This is a genomic window from Bifidobacterium sp. A11 (genome assembly GCF_000499185.1).
Lineage (GTDB): Bacteria > Actinomycetota > Actinomycetes > Actinomycetales > Bifidobacteriaceae > Bombiscardovia > Bombiscardovia mizhiensis.
The window spans coordinates 155,449-174,190 of sequence record NZ_AWUO01000003.1 but is presented as its reverse complement, the minus strand read 5'-3'; the positions used below and the strand labels follow the sequence as shown (position 1 = coordinate 174,190).

15 protein-coding genes and 1 tRNA gene are annotated in these 18,742 nt (G+C 62.4%); 8 read left to right on the top strand and 8 right to left on the bottom strand.

The genetic code is table 11. The features are described 5' to 3' along the window. Window positions 1–228 precede the first annotated feature (228 nt). Complete coding sequence (gene ileS, locus P273_RS0104405) at window positions 229–3,573, top strand: mupirocin-resistant isoleucine--tRNA ligase (RefSeq protein WP_024627276.1); 3,345 nt, start codon at window positions 229–231, stop codon at window positions 3,571–3,573. Between the two features lie 96 nt (window positions 3,574–3,669). Here the strand turns inward: ileS and P273_RS0104400 are convergent, their stop codons facing one another. Further along, window positions 3,670–4,617: an aldo/keto reductase gene (locus tag P273_RS0104400; protein ID WP_024627275.1), complete on the bottom strand. Its 948-nt coding sequence runs from the start codon at window positions 4,615–4,617 to the stop codon at window positions 3,670–3,672. 166 nt (window positions 4,618–4,783) lie between these two features. On the opposite strand from P273_RS0104400, the gene P273_RS0104395 reads away from it, so the two are divergent. After that, window positions 4,784–5,752 (top strand): SPFH domain-containing protein, encoded by a 969-nt coding sequence (locus P273_RS0104395; RefSeq protein ID WP_029676141.1) that lies wholly within the window; start codon window positions 4,784–4,786, stop codon window positions 5,750–5,752. Window positions 5,753–5,760: 8 nt separating this feature from the next. Here the strand turns inward: P273_RS0104395 and P273_RS0104390 are convergent, their stop codons facing one another. Together P273_RS0104390 and murI are read right to left on the bottom strand one after the other, a co-directional pair. Then, on the bottom strand, window positions 5,761–6,612 hold the full coding sequence (locus tag P273_RS0104390; protein ID WP_024627273.1) for a patatin family protein: 852 nt from the start codon (window positions 6,610–6,612) through the stop codon (window positions 5,761–5,763). A 68-nt stretch (window positions 6,613–6,680) separates the two neighbouring features. Next, window positions 6,681–7,466, bottom strand: coding sequence for a glutamate racemase (gene murI, locus P273_RS0104385; protein WP_024627272.1), 786 nt, complete (start codon window positions 7,464–7,466; stop codon window positions 6,681–6,683). A gap of 67 nt (window positions 7,467–7,533) precedes the next feature. On the opposite strand from murI, the gene dapF reads away from it, so the two are divergent. Next, on the top strand, window positions 7,534–8,499 hold the full coding sequence (dapF, locus tag P273_RS0104380) for a diaminopimelate epimerase (protein WP_024627271.1): 966 nt from the start codon (window positions 7,534–7,536) through the stop codon (window positions 8,497–8,499). Here the strand turns inward: dapF and P273_RS0104375 are convergent, their stop codons facing one another. Beyond that, window positions 8,500–9,108 (bottom strand): vitamin K epoxide reductase family protein, encoded by a 609-nt coding sequence (locus tag P273_RS0104375; protein WP_024627270.1) that lies wholly within the window; start codon window positions 9,106–9,108, stop codon window positions 8,500–8,502. 71 nt (window positions 9,109–9,179) lie between these two features. Here P273_RS0104375 and P273_RS0104370 point away from each other — a divergent pair, with 71 nt between their 5' ends. Next, window positions 9,180–10,067 carry a PHP domain-containing protein gene (locus P273_RS0104370; protein WP_024627269.1) on the top strand — a complete coding sequence of 296 codons (888 nt, stop codon included), beginning with the start codon at window positions 9,180–9,182 and terminating at the stop codon, window positions 10,065–10,067. Between the two features lie 64 nt (window positions 10,068–10,131). Here the strand turns inward: P273_RS0104370 and P273_RS0104365 are convergent, their stop codons facing one another. Both P273_RS0104365 and P273_RS09245 read right to left on the bottom strand, forming a co-directional pair. Then, window positions 10,132–10,371 (bottom strand): DUF3107 domain-containing protein, encoded by a 240-nt coding sequence (locus P273_RS0104365; protein ID WP_024627268.1) that lies wholly within the window; start codon window positions 10,369–10,371, stop codon window positions 10,132–10,134. 89 nt (window positions 10,372–10,460) lie between these two features. Next, window positions 10,461–12,107: a phosphotransferase gene (locus P273_RS09245; protein WP_024627267.1), complete on the bottom strand. Its 1,647-nt coding sequence runs from the start codon at window positions 12,105–12,107 to the stop codon at window positions 10,461–10,463. A 103-nt stretch (window positions 12,108–12,210) separates the two neighbouring features. On the opposite strand from P273_RS09245, the gene P273_RS0104355 reads away from it, so the two are divergent. Then, window positions 12,211–13,701 carry an ATP-dependent helicase gene (locus P273_RS0104355; RefSeq protein ID WP_024627266.1) on the top strand — a complete coding sequence of 497 codons (1,491 nt, stop codon included), beginning with the start codon at window positions 12,211–12,213 and terminating at the stop codon, window positions 13,699–13,701. 7 nt (window positions 13,702–13,708) lie between these two features. Here the strand turns inward: P273_RS0104355 and P273_RS0104350 are convergent, their stop codons facing one another. Beyond that, complete coding sequence (locus tag P273_RS0104350; RefSeq protein WP_024627265.1) at window positions 13,709–15,346, bottom strand: zinc-dependent metalloprotease; 1,638 nt, start codon at window positions 15,344–15,346, stop codon at window positions 13,709–13,711. A gap of 94 nt (window positions 15,347–15,440) precedes the next feature. Here P273_RS0104350 and P273_RS0104345 point away from each other — a divergent pair, with 94 nt between their 5' ends. Together P273_RS0104345 and P273_RS0104340 are read left to right on the top strand one after the other, a co-directional pair. Then, window positions 15,441–16,307 (top strand): S16 family serine protease, encoded by an 867-nt coding sequence (locus P273_RS0104345; protein ID WP_024627264.1) that lies wholly within the window; start codon window positions 15,441–15,443, stop codon window positions 16,305–16,307. 50 nt (window positions 16,308–16,357) lie between these two features. Continuing rightward, a complete protein-coding gene (locus tag P273_RS0104340) occupies window positions 16,358–16,774 on the top strand; it encodes a DUF3052 domain-containing protein (protein ID WP_024627263.1) in 417 nt (138 codons plus the stop codon). Window positions 16,775–16,894: 120 nt separating this feature from the next. Here the strand turns inward: P273_RS0104340 and P273_RS0104335 are convergent, their stop codons facing one another. Next, entirely contained in the window at window positions 16,895–18,439 is a 1,545-nt protein-coding gene (locus P273_RS0104335; RefSeq protein WP_024627262.1) for an MDR family MFS transporter, read from the bottom strand. Between the two features lie 130 nt (window positions 18,440–18,569). On the opposite strand from P273_RS0104335, the gene P273_RS0104330 reads away from it, so the two are divergent. Further along, window positions 18,570–18,643: transfer RNA gene (locus P273_RS0104330), tRNA-Val, on the top strand. The last annotated feature ends 99 nt before the right edge of the window (window positions 18,644–18,742 follow it).

Below are 18,742 nucleotides of genomic sequence, written 5' to 3'. Positions count from 1 at the left end.
GTATTCTTAACAATTAATGGGCCTTGATCCGTCATCAGCGGGGAGCCCTCGGAAGAACGGGACTGCTTGCGGCGATCCTCAGTAGAACCGACGGGTGGGCCCGCATAGCCCAGATCAAGCGGTCCGGCGCGGGTCATTGGCCGGGCAAGCGAGGTGGTACCGCGGTGGGCCCCATGGGTCCCTCGTCCTCGGCATGGCGACATGAACGACCAGCGAGGAGCGTGAACGGTGAATCAGACCACTGATACCTCAGATGCGACAAGTCGGGATGGCGAAGTCTATCCCAAGGCGGTGGTGGACCCGGCTCTGGCCAAGGTGAAGCCCAATCCCTCCTTCCCTGATATGGAGGAGTCCGTTCTGGACTACTGGGATCAGGACGACACCTTCAACAAATCGGTGGATCGTCGTCCATCCGGCGATCATGCCGACAACGAGTTTGTCTTCTTCGATGGCCCGCCCTTCGCCAACGGCCTGCCCCACTATGGGCACCTGCTGACAGGCTACGTCAAGGATGTCATTCCTCGCTACCAGACCATGAAAGGCCACAAGGTCAACCGTGTCTTCGGCTGGGACACCCACGGTCTGCCCGCCGAGCTGGAGGCCCAGCGCGAGCTCGGCATCGACAGCGTGGATCAGATTGAGCAGATGGGCATCGAGAAGTTCAATGACGCCTGCCGTGCTTCAGTGCTCAAGTACACCAGCGAGTGGAAGGACTACGTCCATCGTCAGGCTCGCTGGGTAGATTTCGACCACGGATACAAGACCCTGAACGTCTCCTACATGGAGTCGGTCATGTGGGCCTTCAAGACCCTCTACGAGAAGGGCCTGGCCTACAAGGGCTACAGGGTGCTGCCATACTGCTGGAAGGATCAGACCCCGCTGTCCAACCACGAGCTGCGTATGGATGCCGATGTCTACCAGGACCGGCAGGACACCACCGTCTCCGTGGCCGTCAAGCTCAGGGACGAGGACGCCTATGCGGTCTTCTGGACCACCACCCCCTGGACTGTTCCGACCAACCTGGCCATCGTGGTCGGCGCCGATATCGAATACTCGGAGGTCAGCCCGGTGTCGGGGCCCTTCGCCGGCAAGCGCTTCTACATCGCCACGGCCCGTCTGGGTGACTACGCCAAGCAGCTGGGTGAGGACTACCAGGTGGTTCGCACCCTCAAGGGCTCCCAGATGGAAGGCTGGCGGTACTGGCCGGTCTTCCCCTACTTCGCCGGAGAGCAGGCCGAATCCGAGGGCGGCACCCCCGGCCCCAATGCCTATACCATTTACACGGCTGACTACGTCGACACTGTCGAGGGCACCGGCCTGGTCCACCAGGCTCCCTATGGCGAGGACGATATGAACACCCTGAACGCCAAGGGCATCCGCAGCGTGGATGTCCTCGATGCCGGGGCCGTCTTCACCGAGCAGTGCCCTGACTATCAGGGTCTGCAGGCCTTTGACGCCAACATGCCCATCGTGCGCAACCTGCGCGCAGGCGACGGCCCACTGACACAGATCCCAGCCGAGCATCGTGCCCTCCTCTTCCAGGAGAAGAGCTACGTCCACTCCTACCCCCACTGCTGGCGTTGTGGCACCCCGCTGATCTACAAGCCGGTCTCCAGCTGGTTCGTCTCCGTGACCAAGATCAAGGACCGCCTGCTGGAACTGAATCAGCAGATCAACTGGATCCCCGAGAATGTCAAGGACGGCCAGTTCGGCAAGTGGCTGGCCAACGCCCGCGACTGGTCCATCTCCCGCAACAGGTTCTGGGGCTCGCCCATCCCGGTCTGGGTCTCGGACGATCCCAAGTACCCCCGGGTTGATGTCTACGGGTCCCTGGATGAGCTCAAGCAGGACTTTGGCCGCTACCCGACCGACGACAAGGGGCAGATTAACATGCATCGGCCCTGGATCGACCAGCTGACCAGGCCAAACCCTGACGACCCGACCGGCAAGTCCACCATGCACAGGATCACCGATGTGCTGGACTGCTGGTTCGAGTCGGGCTCCATGCCCTTCGCCCAATTCCATTACCCCTTCGAAAACAAGCAGTACTTCGAGGACAGGGATCCCTGCGATTTTGTAGTGGAGTACATCGGCCAGACCCGTGGCTGGTTCTACACCATGCACATCATGTCCACGGCCCTCTTCGACCGCCCGGCATTCAAGAACGTGATCTGCCATGGCATCGTCCTGGGCTCCGACGGCCAGAAGATGAGCAAGCACCTGCGCAACTATCCGGATGTGAACGAGGTCTTCGACAAGTACGGATCCGATGCCATGCGGTGGTTCCTGATGAGCTCTTCCATTCTGCGCGGCGGCAACCTGGTCGTCACCGCCGATGGCATCCGCGACACGGTCCGACAGGTCATGCTGCCGGTCTGGAGCTCCTACTACTTCTACACGCTCTACGCCAACGCGGCCAACAAGGGCGCCGGCTACCAGGCCCAGGCGCTAACGCCGGATCGGGTGGCGAGCCTGCCGGAGATGGACCGCTTCCTGCTGGCACGGACCCGGCGGCTGATCCAGTCGGTGCAGAAGGCCCTGGATGACTTTGCCATCTCTGATGCCTGCGATGCAGTGACCGACTTCATCGATGTGCTGACCAACTGGTACATCCGCAACAACCGCGACCGCTTCTGGGGCGAGGACCACCAGGCCTTCGACACCCTTTACACGGTCCTGGAGGCTTTTGCCCGAGTTTTGGCCCCGCTGGCGCCCATGGAGGCCGAGCAGATCTGGCGTGGTCTGACTGGCGGCGAGTCGGTCCATCTGGCTGACTGGCCTTTCCTGGCCGATGAGGCCACCGGGCAGGAGACCGAACTGGGACAGGTCCTGCGTGACGATCCTGCCCTGGTAGCCGCCATGGAGAAGGTTCGCGAGGTGGTTTCGGCCACCCTGGCCCTGCGCAAGGCCGAGCAGATCCGCGTCCGCCAGCCCCTGTCCCGGTTGACGGTGGTGGTTCGTGACCCCGATGCGGCCCGCCCCTACGTGGACGTGCTCAAGTCCGAGCTCAACATCAAGGATGTGGAATTCTGCACCCTGGACCAGGCCGGTCAGCACGGCTTGCGAATCATCCATGATCTCAAGGTCAACGCCCGTGTGGCCGGGCCTCGCCTGGGCAGGCAGGTCCAGTTCGTCATCCGGGCCTCCAAGCAGGGCGACTGGTCGGAGCAGGATGGCCATGTGGTCGTCACTACCCCCGACGGACCTGTGGCCCTGGAGCCAGGCGAATACGAACTGGACAACAGGATTGAGCAGGAGGATGGCTCCCAGGCTGATCGTTCGGCCTCCGCAGCCCTGCCCACCGGCGGCTTCGTCATCCTCGACACCCAGCTGGACGACGACCTTTTGGCCGAAGGCTATGCCAGGGATCTGATCCGCCAGGTTCAGGATGCCCGGAAGACCGCTGGCCTGGACATCGCTGATCGGATCCGGCTGACCCTGACCCTGCCTGGGGAGGATGCCCCCAAGGCCCAGCAGTTCAGCGACCTGCTCGCACACGAGACCCTGGCCATCAGCCTGACCGTCAATGCCGGCGATGTGGACCAGCCCCGGGTCGACCTGGTTAAGGCCTGATCATCGTTGCATAAAAGGGCTTCCATCCCGTATCGGATGGAAGCCCTTTTTATTAAGCCCTGCTGCAGGCAACCGCGATGGGGTACCGGCTGCAGATCAGCCCTTGACCTTGTCGCTGACCTGATCCAAAGTCTGCATATCCTGGTCACTCAGTTCCAGGTGAGCGGCGGCCAGAAGGGCCGGCAGTTGCTCAGGGGTGCGTGCAGAGGCGATGGGGGCTGCGATTCCAGGCCTGTGGTTGAGCCAGGCCAGGGCTACGGTGGCCAGTTCGACCCCGTGAGCCTTGGCGATGTCGTCCATGGCGGCGACCACGTCCAGCCCCTCCTGGGTGAAGAAGTCCTTGACCATGCCCTCACGCTTTTTGCCCTTGAGGTCGTCCATGGTCCGGTACTTGCCCGTCAGGAAGCCCGAAGCCAGCGAGAAGTAGGGGAAGACTGCCAGATCCTCGTCCTTGGCGACCTGCATAAGGCCACCCTCATAGGTCTTGCGGTAGACCAGGTTGTACTGGGGCTCCAGGGCCACCGGCAGGGTCAGGCCCTCCTTGCGTGCAATGCTGAACCATTCACGGATCCGGTCCGGTGTGTAGTTGGACACTCCGATGGCCCGGACCTTGCCCTCCTTGACCAGCTTGTCGAAGGCTGCCGCAGTCTCCTCCAAGGGGGTGGAGCTGTCGTCAAAGTGGGCGTAGTAAAGGTCGATCACATCCAGGCCCAGTCTGAGCAGGGAGGCGTCGGCAGCGGCCTCGATGTTCTTGGCTGACAGGCCTGAGTACTGGGGGTGTTGACTGACCTTGGTGGCCACCAGGACCTTGTTGCGGTTGCCGTTCTTGGCCAGCCAGCGGCCCAGGACGATCTCGGACTCGCCGCCGGAGTGGCCTGGGGCCCAGGCCGAATAGACGTCAGCTGTATCGATCAGGTTGCCTCCGGCTGCCGTGTAGGCGTCCAGGACCCGGTCAGATTCGGACTCGTCACTGGTCCATCCGAAGGTGTTGCCGCCCAGAACCAAGGGGAAGATATCGGCGTCGATGCCGCGTAGTGTTGCCATATTCATCCTTTCGGGTTGAAGCCTTGTTAAGCCGAGTCTATTACCCTTTGTGTGCCCGAACCGAGTATTCAGACGAGTCCATCATGTATGGTGATGGGAGGAAAGGCCGGAATGGTGCGGTTTTCAAGTCCGGCCCCAAGGGTTTTAAGCTCGAAGGAGAACACTCATGCATCTGGGCATCGCCATTGTGATCGTCGTGCTGGTTCTGGCGCTGATCATCTTCCTTCTGGGGATTTTCGTGGTACCCCAGCAGCAGGCGGACGTCATTGAGCGCTTCGGCAAGTACCACCGCGTGGCGCTGGCAGGTATCCACGCCAAAATTCCCCTGGTGGACCGGATAGTCGCCAAGACCAACCTGCGGGTCAACCAGTTGAATGTCAAGCTGGAGACCAAGACCAAGGACAACGTCTTCGTCACCGTCGAGGTCTCCGCACAGTTCCGGGTGGAGGCGGCCAATGTATCCACGGCCTACTACGAGCTGGTCGACCCGGCGGGCCAGTTGCGCTCCTACATGGAGGACGCCCTCAGGTCGGCCATTCCGGCCTTGAGCCTAGATGATGCCTTCGCCCGCAAGGATGATATTGCCTCCGATGTGCAGCAGACTGTGGGCCAGGAGATGCAGCGCTTCGGATTCTCAGTCATCAAGACCCTGGTCACTGCCATTGACCCCTCCACCCAGGTCAAGCAGGCCATGGACTCCATCAATGCGGCCCAGCGCGAGAAGGAGGCCACCAGGGAGCGTGCCGAGGCCCGTCGGATTGAGATTGAGACCCAAGCCAGGGCTGATGCCGAGAAGACCAGGATGCAGGGTGAGGGCCAGGCCAACTACCGGCGGGAGATCGCCAACGGCATTGTGGATCAGATCAACAGTCTGCGGGCAGTGGGCATGGATATCGATGCCGTCAACAATGTGGTGCTCTTCAACCAATATCTGGATGTGATGCGCTCGCTGGCCGAGTCCGACAATGCCAAGACCCTGGTTTTGCCAGCGGCGACCCCCGGTGGCTACAACGAGCTCTTCAACCAGATGACTGCAGCGCTGATGACCGCCCAGAGCACCCAGGGGAGTGCGGATCCCCGCCATGGCCGCAGGAGCGCGGGCACAGAGGGCGGGGCCGAGATGCCGGTTCTGTAAGGCCTTGCTCAGCTTTCCAGGAAGTCGGCTATGGCCTCGGCTGCCCGGTAGCCCTTGTCATACATGGCGTTGAGTCCCTTGAGCGACTTGCTCAGCGTGGTCAGCCCACACAGGCTGTCCGGGGCCAGGATGAGCACCTGGCCCTTCTTTTCGGCCTGCTTGGCCAGTGCCACTTCGTCGTTGTAGGTGCGGTAGCGCTCCATCAGGCGCCCGCCGGCCGCAGGATAAGTTCTGGCCAGGATTCGGGCCGGCAGGACATCCTTCTTCTGCTCGCGCAGAATGTCCCTCTGACGGGTCAGGACCAGGACGATACGCTCGTAGCCCTCGTCCATGGCCTTGCGGACCGGAACCGGGTCGGCGATACCGCCGTCCAGATAGGGCACGCCATCGATCATGTAGGGCTTGTTGGCCACGGGCACGGTGGATGAGGCCTTGAGGATATCGTAGTTGTCCTGGGCCAGGTCTGACTTGTCGAAGTAGACAGTGGATCCGTCAGTGGCCTTGCAGGCCACTACGGTGAACAGGGCCGGATTGGCCTTCAAAGCCTGGTAATCCAGCGGGCATTCTCCATCGTGGGCAGACAGTTTGCCATAGACATAGTCCAGATCGACGAAGGTGTGCTTGGTCAGGAAGTTGCTCACGCTCGCGTACTCCTTGCGGGAGGAGTACACCGTGTAAAAGCGGTAGCAGCGTCTGAGCTGGCCGGACAGGAATGAGGCTAGATTGGCGCTGCCGGCCGAGACCCCATAGCAGTGATCGAAGGTGATGCCCTGCTCCATGCAACGGTCGAAGACGCCGGCGCCGAAGATGGACCGGTAACCACCGCCTACGTCGATGACGGCTGTTCTTTTGCGTGCCATGGGCACCTCGATTCCTGACAGATATCCGCGCTTGATGACAGCTTATGCGTGAACGTTGGACAAGCCGATCAGGGGCGGCAGGAGGCCAGTAGCCGCTTGGACAGATCCAGCATGGCCGGTGAGGAATCAGAGTTGGCGATTTCTACTTTGCCGGGGCCAGGGCCCGGGTTGAGGGCATCGGCTTGGGCCAGCAGATCCTTGAGATGGCGGGCTGTTCCAGGATTACCGTCGATCAGTGCCAGGCTCGGCGGGCAAATGCGGGCGATGGACTGGCGGAAGAAGACGAAGTGAGTGCAGCCCAGGACCAGGGCATCCAGGGTCTGCAGATCATAGGGGTCCAAATAACGGTGCAGGGTGGCATCGACCAGGGCCTGGTCATTCAGCCTGTCAGACTCCACAATGGTTACCAGGTCCGGGCAGGGCTGGGTGAGGATGGTATGCCTGCCGGAGAACCGTGCCATCAGACGCGAAAACTTGGCTTCCTTCAAGGTCAGCGGGGTGGCCGTGACCAGAACCCGCTGAGGTTGTCCTCCTCCACGCGTACAGGCCAGCTTCAGGGCCGGCTCCATGCCGATGACAGGGACCGGGTAACGTCGGCGCATCTCATCCACGCAGACGCTGGTGGCGGTGTTGCAGGCGATGACCATGGCCTTGATGCCTTGGTCCATGAACCGGTCGCCGATGACCTGGCAGCGCTGGGCGATCTGGGCTGGCTCCTTGGTGCCGTAGGGGGCATAGGCGGAGTCGCCGAAGTAGAGCAGGTTTTCTTGAGGAAGGAGGTTGCGGATGGCTGCGGTGACGCTCAAACCGCCGAGTCCGGAGTCGAAGATCCCGATCGGTGCATCTGATGTCATCTGATCCGCTCCTTTCACAGCCGAAGAACCAGCCTAGCCTGTCGCCGAAGGGCCGTACGCTACAAGCATGAGTATTCCCCGGACTGTTTACAAAATGCAAGCCACCGGCAACGATTTCGTGGTCTACGCCGATCCCCGGGGGGATCTGGAGCCTACGGCCGACCAGGTGCGCTGGCTGTGCGACCGTCATTTCGGGGTCGGGGCCGACGGGGTCATCCGGCTGACCCACCCGGCCGATGTCAGCGACTTGGATCAGGATCAGGTGGATGCATGCGACCGCTTCGGCTGTCAGTGGTTCATGGACTACCGCAACGCGGACGGATCACTGGCCCAGATGTGCGGCAACGGGACCCGGGCTGTCACCCTCTTCGCCCAGAAGCAGGGGCTGACACCGACCATGGAGGGCTCCTCCTTCCTGCTGGGGACCCGGGCCGGGGTCAAGCGGATCGTCTCAAACAGTCCGATGAAGTGCGATGGCGAGCATGTGTTCAAGGTCAAGGTCGGGGCCTGGCGGATGGGCCCGGTGGGGCAACAGCTGGTCGACGGCGGTGCCCTAGGCGGCTCGGCTCCTGGCACCATGGTGGATATGGGTAATCCTCATGCAGTCGTTCTTAATGCAGTCGCTGCCGAATTGGAGGCCGGTGGACTGCCTGAAACCGTGACCGACCTGCTGGCCAGGACCGATCTGCCCGATCCGGGCGATCTGGACCTGTCGGCCCCGCCGCGGGTCAGGCCCGGGCTGGCTGAGGGGCAGAATGTGGAATTCCTGCGTCTGGATGCCCTGGATGCCGACAATGGCAGCGGTCGGGCCACCATGAGGGTCTATGAACGTGGGGTGGGCGAGACCCTGTCCTGCGGGACCGGTCTGTGCGCCAGCGGTGTACTGTTGCGAGCCCTGACCGGGGTCGACCATTGGACTATCCAGGTGGGCGGAGGCCGTCTGGAAGTGGACGTGGATCCGCAGGATGTCTGGCTGACCGGACCGGCCAGAATGGTGGCCCGTCTGACCCTGGAGCATGTTCCCGGCTGCTGATCAGCCGAAGAGGGCGGATCCTTCCACGGCTAGGACGATAGTGGCCAGGGCGACCAGCCAGACCAGGTCGACCATCAGATCGAAGTGCCGCTGATAGTATGTCTGCAGCCATCCTGACCGCTTGCGCGGCAGACCCTGCTGGATGACAGTGGCGTGGCTGAAGGCCATGAATTGCAGGCTGGTGGCGAAGGTCATGACCAGGCACCAGGGGCAGAGGGCGTGGATGACGAAGAGCGACTGGGTGAACAACCAAAGCGCATAGGCCAGTGCGGCAAGCGAGGCCAGCCAGGTCCCTGCCGCCAGCAACGCGGGCATCTTGATACGGCACAGGCCCACTATGGCCAGCGTCAGGAAGACGGATTCGGCTATCAGTCCCAGAAAGGCATTGGGTACCGGCAGGGTGCCCAGGCGGATCAGCTCGGCCTGGGGGGATTGGGCCACGGCTGAGCAGGAGACCACCGAGTTGATGTCACAACTGAGCTGGCCCTGGGGGTGGCGTGCCAGCTGGAGGGTTTCCGCTGACAGGACCAGGCTGGCGTAGAGCGCTGCAAGCGAGGTCAGGGCGGCAATCAGATAGCTGGAAGTGGATGACGAGGTCGGTTCGCTCATGGGGTCCATCACCTCAATGGTTGGGAAGGTTCTCTGAGACGGGAACGCGTTCACGAGTTTAGGATGGAGGCATGACGCATGAGGATACTGGCACGGCCTCTGGCTGGGACCTGCATTGCCACACCGTGTTCTCCGACGGCACCGTGACGCCCCGGGGGATGGTCGAGCAGGCGCAGCAGCTAGGACTGGAAGGTCTGGCCATCACCGACCATGACACCAATGCGGGCTGGGATGAGGCCTGTAAGGCGGCCCGGGACCTGGGAGTGCCCCTGCTGCCGGGTACTGAGATCACCGCGCAGGATGGCCGTGTCTCGGTTCACATGCTGGCCTACCTCTACGATCCCAGGGACCCAGTCATCGCCGGGCTCTTCGCCAAGACCAGGGAGGCCAGGTTGACCAGAACCAGAACCATGGTCGAGCGGATCTCCCGGGATTATCCGATCACCTGGCAGGATGTGCTGGACCAGGTCAAGGAGGGGTCGAAGACCACGGTGGGCCGCCCGCATATCGCCGATGCCTTGGTCAAGGCCGGTGTCTATGCCGACCGCAGCCAGGCCTTCGCCGGGGTCTGCTCATCCAGTAGCGCCTACTACCTGCCTACACCCTCGCCGACTACCCACCAGGTGCTGGCAGCCGTCAACCATGCAGGCGGTGTCCTGGTCATCGCCCATCCCGGTGCAGTCAGTCGCAACCCTGTCCTGCTCTCCGACCAGCAGATCGCTGCACTGGCCCGGGAGGGGCTGGGTGGCCTGGAGGTCTGGCACCGGGACAATCCACCTGAGCAGCGCCGACGGCTGCTGGCTCTGGCCCAGCGCTGGGGACTGCTGGTGACTGGCGGATCGGACTGGCACGGCCAAGGCAAGCCCAACCGCATGGGGGAGAACAGCACCAGTGACGAGGTAGTCGCCCGAATCGTTGACAGGGCCCGGGGAAGCCATCCTGTGGCTTGGAAGGATTAGCGGATACGAATCGGGGGCGGTCGGACCACAAGGATCCGGCCGCCCCCGTCAGGCGATCACAGCCTCAGTCGGAGGAGCCTCCCAGAACGCCGAAGCCCACAGGATGGGTAGTGTCGGAACCGACCACTGCGTAGCCCAGCGACTCCTTGGGGACAATGATGTGCCGGCCCTTGTCATCCACCAGATCGATGGGTCCGCCCTCATTCAAGGCCTGGGCGATGTGTGCAGCCACCTCATCCGCCTTGGCGTTGGTGCTGAAGTTGACCGTGCGGGCCACGTTCTTGATGCCGAATTCGATATCCATTGCTACCTCCAAGGTTGTTCTCCGTCGCTCAGACCTGCCGGTCCACGGATCTTCCGGTCTCATTATTCGCTGGCCCGGGTGATTACGCTCTAAGCGTCTCCCTGATGCTCCTCCGGGGAAGAGCCGCTCTCCGAAGGTGATGCCGAAGTCTGCTCGGGCAGGGACTTTCTGGGAATGACGATGGTCTTAGCCTGATCGCTTGTGAGAGTTTGCGCTGACGAAGCATCATGCGGCTGCGAAGCGGTCCCTCCTGTCTGAGTGGCGTTCGAGGAATGATTGTCTCCGGACTGGTCTGTGAGCTGGTCGCTGCTTGCAGCCTTCGGATCCGCTTGGTCATCCGCATCCTCGTCGCTGGTGGCGGGATTGCCAATGCCGCGGAAGTGATCGCTGAGGCCTGATTCCTCCTCCTGGTGGAGGGGAGCAACAGTTGGTGGCTTGGCTTGATCATCGCTGCCGATGTCTGTGCTCCGGGCCTGCCTGATGGGCTTGTATCTGGCATCGGAATGATCCATGGCAGTCTGCGTCTGGGCCAGGTCAGCCATTTCCACCCTGCTGATGGCGATGGTGGCCGAACTCTCATCTGCTGGTTCAAAGGAGGGTGCCTTAGGTGAGGCTGTCGCATCTGTCGCGGCGGGGCCCTGTTCTGACGCCGGATTCTCCTGTACTTTCGCTGCCGAGGGATCTTCGGCATTGTCGTCGCCCAGCAGGGTGCCCACCGTGATGGTGGAGGGTGCGCCAGTGGGTGACGGACTCGGCGTCTGCTGCTGTCGACGGGCGCGTTGATCCTGCTCGTGGTCGCCCAGCTGCTGGGCCAGGCGCTCCACCTGGGCCTTGAATTGGATGATCCGTTCGTTATCCGCATGATCCAGGGCGGTGATGAAGTCGCCCACCTGTTCCATTTGCAGCCAGAGGTTGGCCCTGAGCATGATCAGGTCGTCGAGCCGGGCCCCCATCATCCTGCCGTAGGCCGCGATGACGGCGTTGCGGCGGGACCCGTCCAGCTTGGCGAAGATCCAGGCCAGGTCACGGGCAGGATCGTTGACTTGCATGTCCTGCCAGCCGTAGACCCCGCTGAGTCCGGAGCCCGCGTAGAGCAAATCGCCGTCGGAGAAGCCCCCATGCACGGTGCATGTTTCAAAGGACCAGAGCCCGTCGGTTGCCACGATGGAGGCCCAGGAATCGGTGATTTCCTTGGGCACATGGCCATCCATGCGCAGCCGCTTGATCCATCCTCGCAGTTGGGTCGCGATCTGGGCAGTGGAGAAGGCTGGATATCCGTGGGTTCTCAAAAAGTCAGGGCGCACCCGGTGGATGGCGCCGATGGCAGTGCCTGCGGCGGTGCATTCGTTCATGGTCAGCAGATGGAGGGGACGGATTCGGCCTGGGCAGTGGGTCATGACGGCAACAGCTGTGGTGCCGGTCGGACTATCGGTCTTCTCGCCGGGCTGGTAGGCCAGGATGTGCTCGACCTTGAAGCCCATGGCCGCCATCTCCTTGGCATCGGCCAGAGCCTGAGCCGCCTTGACTCGAGCGGCCAATCGGCGCTTGCCGGCTTCCGAACTGGTGGCCCAGACGTCGTAGACGTTGCCGGTCGCGTCCTGGACCACGGCGCAGTCCACGCCCTGTGCACGATCCAGGCTGCTGAGCTGGTCGCAATCCCGCGCGCCGGTCATGGGCACCTCGGGCATGGCGGCCGACGCCAGGGCGGCCAGGGTCAGCTTCGTTCGTTCACTCACATTCTCAAGGATAATACAAGGACTGTTGTGGATACGGTTGTCCACTTGACCACATGGGCACGCCGCACCTGGTTCCGGTACCGCCCTTTGACACAATGGGGGTGTGCATGAGGATGAGGAACGATTGCTGGAGGGTCTGGACCCCGCCCAGCGTCAGGCGGCCACCGTGCTTGATGGGCCTGTGCGGATCGTTGCGGGGGCCGGGGCTGGCAAGACCAGGACCATCACCCGGCGGATGGCCTATGCCTGCGCCAGTGGAAGTTGGGAGCCCTCCAGAACCTTGGCAGTGACCTTTTCGGTCCGTGCCGCGGCAGAGATGCGTGAGCGACTGACCAAGCTTGGCGTGTCGGCCTCCCTGCAGGCGGCCACCTTTCATTCGGCGGCCCTGCACCAGCTCAGGCGGGTCTGGCCACAGGTCAGCGAGACCTACCCTCCCGATCTTATTGAGGATCTCGGTCCCCTGGTGTCATCCGCCTACCAGCGGGTCTGCGGGCAGGAGGCCGACCCGGGCCAGGTCAGGGACCTGACCGCGGAGATCAACTGGGCCAAGGTGGGGCTGATCGCCCCCCAGGACTATGTGCGGGTTTGCGCGGCCAGTCACCGTCTGCCACCGGCCGGTCTGGAGGCTGATCGGATGGCCGACCTGTATACGGTCTTCGAGAGCTCCAAGGCCGCCCATAATCAGATGGACTTCAACGATATTCTTCTGCTGGTCTGCCACATTTTGGAAGAGGGCGGCCAGGCTGCTGCTGACATCCGAGACCGCATCGGCTGGCTGACCGTGGACGAGTACCAGGATGTCTCGCCCCTGCAGCATCGGTTGCTGAAGCTCTGGCTCAACGGCAGGCAGAACCTGTGCGTGGTGGGGGATCCGGCCCAGACCATTTACTCCTTTGCGGGGGCCACCTCCTACTACTTGTTGAACTTCCCCCAGGAATTTCCGGGCATCAAGGCCGATCTGGACTTGTCCACCGACTACCGGTCCACGGGAAGGGTGGTCCACTATGCCAACGGCATTCTGGCACACTCGCCGGTGCGTGACGACTACCTGAAGCTGACATCAGCCCGTGAGGAGGGCAGCAGGGTCGCGATGACCCGTTACGAGGACGATGGTGATGAGGCTGGGGCAGTGGCCTCCCGTATATCCTCCATGATCCGGAAGGGGGCCCGGCCCGGCCAGTTTGCAATCCTGACGCGGATCAATGCCCAGCAGACCCTGATCTGCCGTGCCCTGCACGAACGCGGAATCGGCTACCGGGTGCGTACAGAGTCAGGCTGGCAGAACCAGTCGGCTGATCTGAGCAAGCAAGAGGTGCTGGAGCAGCTGGAGGGAGGCATGAGCCAGGGGAGGGTCACGGTCTCCACCATTCATGCCGCCAAGGGGTTGGAGTTCGCCCATGTATTCATCGTGGGCTGTGCCGAGGGGCTGATTCCCTTTGGCTCACCGCCCGAGGGGGATGCTCTGGAGGAGGAGCGCCGCCTTATGTATGTGGGGGTGACCCGGGCCGAGGACACCCTGCACCTTTCCTATGCGGAGCACAAGGACGGTAGCGCCTTCGTTCGACGCGCCCCCAGCCGGTTCATCCATCGCTGAGTGCGATTCAGGCTTGGTCGCCGTCCGAATCACCGCTGTCCGAGTTGTTCTGGTCTGGGTGACCGTCGTCGGTGTTCTTGGAATCGTTGCCAGTGCTCTTCTGGTTGCCCGGAGCTTCCTGATCCGAATGTTCCTGGTCATTTGAAGTGCTGGCATCAGCAGTGTCGGAGCCTGCAGGGGTGGCCTGATCGGGAGAGGAATCCCCGTCTTCGGCATTCAGCAGTTTGTCCAGCTCGGCATCCCAGTCCACCGAAGTGGCAGAAGTGGCGGTCTTCTGCTCCGATTGTCCATCTGCCGAGGTTGATGTTCCACCCTGTTCGGCCTCGTCCTTGACGGGCAGGGAGGGCAGCAGGTCAGGATGGGACCAATGGCCGTCACGGCCCTGAACTCCCTCGTCGGCGGTGATGCGCTCCCAGAGATCGGCGGCCTCACGCAGCTGCTTGGGATGAAGATGCAGGCCCAGCAGGGACTCGAAGGTCTGTTCGGCCGGTCCTCCCACGGCGCGCTCGCGTCGGGTCATCTCACGCAACTGCTCCAGGTGGGGCAGGTGGGCCATGCCGGCATTCCAGACCACGCAATCCACCCAGCCGTCCACCAGGGCCAGCAGGTCGCCAAGGCTGCGCAGGGCCTCTTTCTGCTCAGGAGTGTCCTCGATGCCGACGTTGCTGAGGTTGATGGCGCCGGCGATGGATTCGGGGTTGATTTGCTCAGCGTCGCGCAGCTGGTCCTCCACAGCGTCCAGGTCGATGGAGACTCCCCGGGCATACTTGCCGATCAGGGCCTCGAAGCGCGGCATCAGCCAGGGGACAGCGGCGTAGAGCCGGGCATGGGCAGCTTCCTTGAGGGCCATGTAACGGGTGACCTCGTCCAAGTCCAGTTCCAAGGATTTGGCGTAGGCCTTGATGTTCTGCGGTATGAGTGCTCCGGCGGGGTTCTTGAGCAGCGGGATGCCCTGGTCGAATCCTCCGCGGACCTCCTTGGCCAGTTCTCCAGCGGCCTGCCCCAGCTGCATGGCGAATGATGTGTTCCCCAGCAGTTTCATCAGCGTGGTCGGATCCTTGAGGTTGTCGGGCAGGGGGATGGGCACAGGTCCGGCGAACATCCCCGAAATCTCGCCTTGGTCGAAGCCTTGGAAGCGCTGGCTTATGACGGAGGTCAGGGCCTCGCTGACCGCCTGGGCCACCGGGGAGGCGAACTGGACCCAGGCATCTATGCTGCCCTCGATCCATCCGGCACGGGTCAGGGCGTCGGTCTGGCCTGGGGCGGGGTCAAAGGCGCAGACGGTGTCCAGCCAGAGGTTGGCCTCGCTCATGACCCGGGCCACCCGCTCGCTGTCCTCGGCGGTGACGGTGGTATCGGACTGGTCGGCCCTGGTGCGTCCCAGAGCGATGTTCTTGGCCAGAACTACGTTGATGGGCCCCTGATCGGCCTGGGCCTGCATGTCAGCCGGGGTGTTCAGTCCTCCGGCCGTGAAAGCCTGAATCAGAGCCTGGACTTCGGCGGGTTTGGGCAGCTGATCGGCTCCCTGAGCCGCCATCTGCGAGCGGATGGACTCAGGCAGCTGTGAGAACTGACTCCAGGCCAGCTCGCCCTGCACCGGGCCGAAGCACTCGATGAGCCATTGGTGGATTGCATTCTCGTCCATTGCTTTGTTTCCAGTCCTCGCCAAGGCAGGTCGTCTGCCATCAAGGTTGACGTCTGCCGGGATTATCGTCTTCAACAACCATAATATTGGAGCTATGACACTTCCGCACGGGAAATCGGATCACTGCGCCACAGGCGCACCCGAAAAGCAGATCGGGACGCCTAGCGGACCCACCCGCAAAATGCTGGTCGGCGGTCTTCTGGTCATTCTGGCCCTCTTGGTGCTTTTCCTCCCTTCGCCTTATACCATCGAGACACCGGGCCCTACCCAGGATGTGCTGGGCAGCTCAAAAGGCTCACCGGTCATCAAGGTCGAGGGCGGCCAGGTCCACCATGACAAGGGCCGCCTGCTGATGACCACGGTCAATGCCCGCGGAATCCCCGGCTACCCGGCCTCCAACCTGGATGCCCTGGTGGGCTGGGCCGACCCCCACGCTACGGTGCTTCCCCAGGAGGCCGTGGTGCCTCCCGGGCAGAGTGTAGAGGAGTACAAGCGCCAGGAACAGGGTGATATGCACGGCTCCCAGAAGGCTGCCTCGGCCCAGGCTCTGGCCTTCCTCAAGGCCCGAGGATATGACGTATCAGGCCTGCAGTTCAGCATGAGGGTGGCCGACATCGGCGGTCCCTCGGCCGGGCTCATGTACACTCTGGGGGCCATCGACAAGATCACTCCGGAGCAGGAGACCGGCGGTCTGACCATCGCAGGAACCGGCACTATGGACCAGAAGGGACGAGTCGGTGCCATCGGTGGCATTCAGCTGAAGATGCTGGGCGCCAGGCGGGACGGCGCCACCTGGTTCCTGGCCCCGGCGGCTAACTGTTCACAGGTGGCAGGCCATGTGCCACAGGGGCTGCGCGATGTGCGGGTATCCACCTTGGACGAGGCCTATAAGGCCCTGGTGGCCATTGGTCATGGCCAGGGGGAGGGGCTTCCCCACTGCACAGCCACCAAGGGTAGGTAGACAAGGCCGGCCCAATTGGTGAATTCCGGCAGTCTTGTTATGCTGAAGCCGTGGCTGAGACTACAACCTATACAGCGGAAGAGTTCGGTTTTCATCCCGGCGATATCGTCCAGGAATGGATGTGGGACGATGATGTCGACGACGGGATCCGGACCAGGATCGAGGATCTGACCGGCGAAGAGCTGGTGGACGAGGACTATGACGCAGCCGTGGATGGGGTCATCATCTGGTGGCGGGACGGCGATGCCGAGGACGATCTGGCGGATACCATCATGGATGCCTCGGCCATGGTCAACAAGGGTGCGCCTTTCTGGGTGCTGACTCCCAAACCCGGCAGACCGGGGGCATCGGCGCCAGGAGTCGTCTCCAATGCGGCCAAGACCGCAGGCATGAACGCCCTGATGCCCACCACCGTCAGCAAGGATTGGAACGCCACCCAGCTACGGGCTTTCGGCAAGGGCAAGTAAGACTTCTGGCTGCACAAGCGTCAATGAATGAGGTGGTGGGCACCGGGATCAACCGATGCCCACCACCTCGCTGTCTTTCATAAGGGATTCCCTCAGGAATCCAATTGTGGCCAGTGGCCTTTACTGTTCGCCTTTTTCAGCAATAGCCGGAGACGCTGTCGTGGCCTTGTTCTGATATTCGGCCAGCAGGGTGCGCGAGCGGATGTCGCAGAGGTTGGCCACCAAGGCCATGATCAGAATGACCAGGCCCACCAGGAAGATCCAATGCAGGCCGTCGAAGACGATGGTGCGGGCCGGGCCCAGCAGGCGTGAGGGGATGCTCCCTGCCGTGGCCGGGTTGATCATGCTGTTCATCATGTCTTCGGTCAGTCCCTTATGCTGAGGTACCTCGCGGGCGATGACCGTGTTCATGACGATGCCGAAGATGGAGACCATCAAGGTCTGCCCCAGGGAACGGGCCAGGGTGTTGAAGCTGGTCGAGGCGCCTACATCGCCTGCTGGCACCACGCTCTGGGCAGTGATGGTCGAGGTGGTGATAGTCAGGCCGAAACCGAAGCCGACCACGGCCGAGATGACCAGGAAGACCCAGTAGGCGGTGGCCTGGGGAACGGCTATGTAACAGACGCAGGCCGTCAGAATGAAGGCCAGCCCGATGTTGGTGGCCCGGTGCGGCGGATGGTGCATGGTCAGCGGTCCGGCCAGGTAGGCGCCCAGGAGCCAAAGAATGGAGGAGGGGGTGACCACAAAGCCGCCCAGTGAAGGATTCATGCCCAAAACAGACTGCATCCAGATGGGCATGTAGGTGTCGAAGCCCATCAGGAATCCGGCCACCAGGAGCATGCAGATGTTCTGGATGACAAAGGTCCTGATGCGGAAGAGACGCAGGGGCAGGATGGGATCCTCTTGGCGCCCCTCCACATGAAGCAGCAGGGCAAAGGTGACCACGGTGGCCGCAGCCAGAATCAGGGTGATCCGCGTATCACCCGCCGATCCCAGGCTCTGCAGGCAGAGCATCAGGCAGATCAGGCAGACGCTGAGCAGTCCGATGCCGATGTAGTCGACGCGGGTTTCACGCGCCTGGATATGCTCGCTCAGGAAAATCTGGATCATGATGATGACCAGCAGGCCGATAGGCACGTTGATGGCGAAGACCCAGTGCCAGCTAATCTGCTGAACGATGAAGCCTCCCAGCAGGGGGGCGATGATGGAGGCGATGCCCCAGGCCGAGCCGTTCAGGCCGATCATGCCCGCCCGCTTGTCCAGGGGATAGATGTCGGCCAGTACCGTGTAGGTCAGCGGCTGGATGGCGCCGGCCCCCAAACCCTGCAGAAAACGGGCGCCGATCAGCTGAGGCATGGACTGGGAGAGCGCGCACAGGGTGGACCCGATCACGAAGACCAGCAGACCGATGGTCAGCAGCGGCTTGCGGCCGAAGCGGTCTGAAAGCTTGCCGTAGATGGGTGTGGTGACCGCCGTCATGAGCAGATAGATGGAATAGACCCAGTTCATGATGGACAGCCCATGCAGGTCCCCGATGATGGTGGGCATGGCGGTGGAGACGATGGTCCCCTCGATGGCCGTCATGAAAGTGGCGATGAAGACCGCCACCGTCACCAGGGTGCGGTTGGTCTTCCTGCCACTGCCTGTATCGACTGTCTGTGACAACCCGAACCCCCTTTTAGATGGTGTATATAGTGTATTTCTCTTCTTTTGCGGACAAGTCCTGCGAATTCCTAGTGGATTATAGCCGCACCGTGCGGCCTTGTCACCGTGTATTCTGCTAAGGTAGTGTGCTGGTCCCGTGGCTCAGTTGGTTAGAGCGCCACCTTTACACGGTGGATGTCCCCGGTTCGAGTCCGGGCGGGACCACAGGGGTTTTTAGGGGGCGTGCCCGAAGTCGCGTCTTAGCGCTCACGTAGAATCGATGCACGACGATCGTTGGCAAGAAAGGTCAGGAGGTCGATGCCT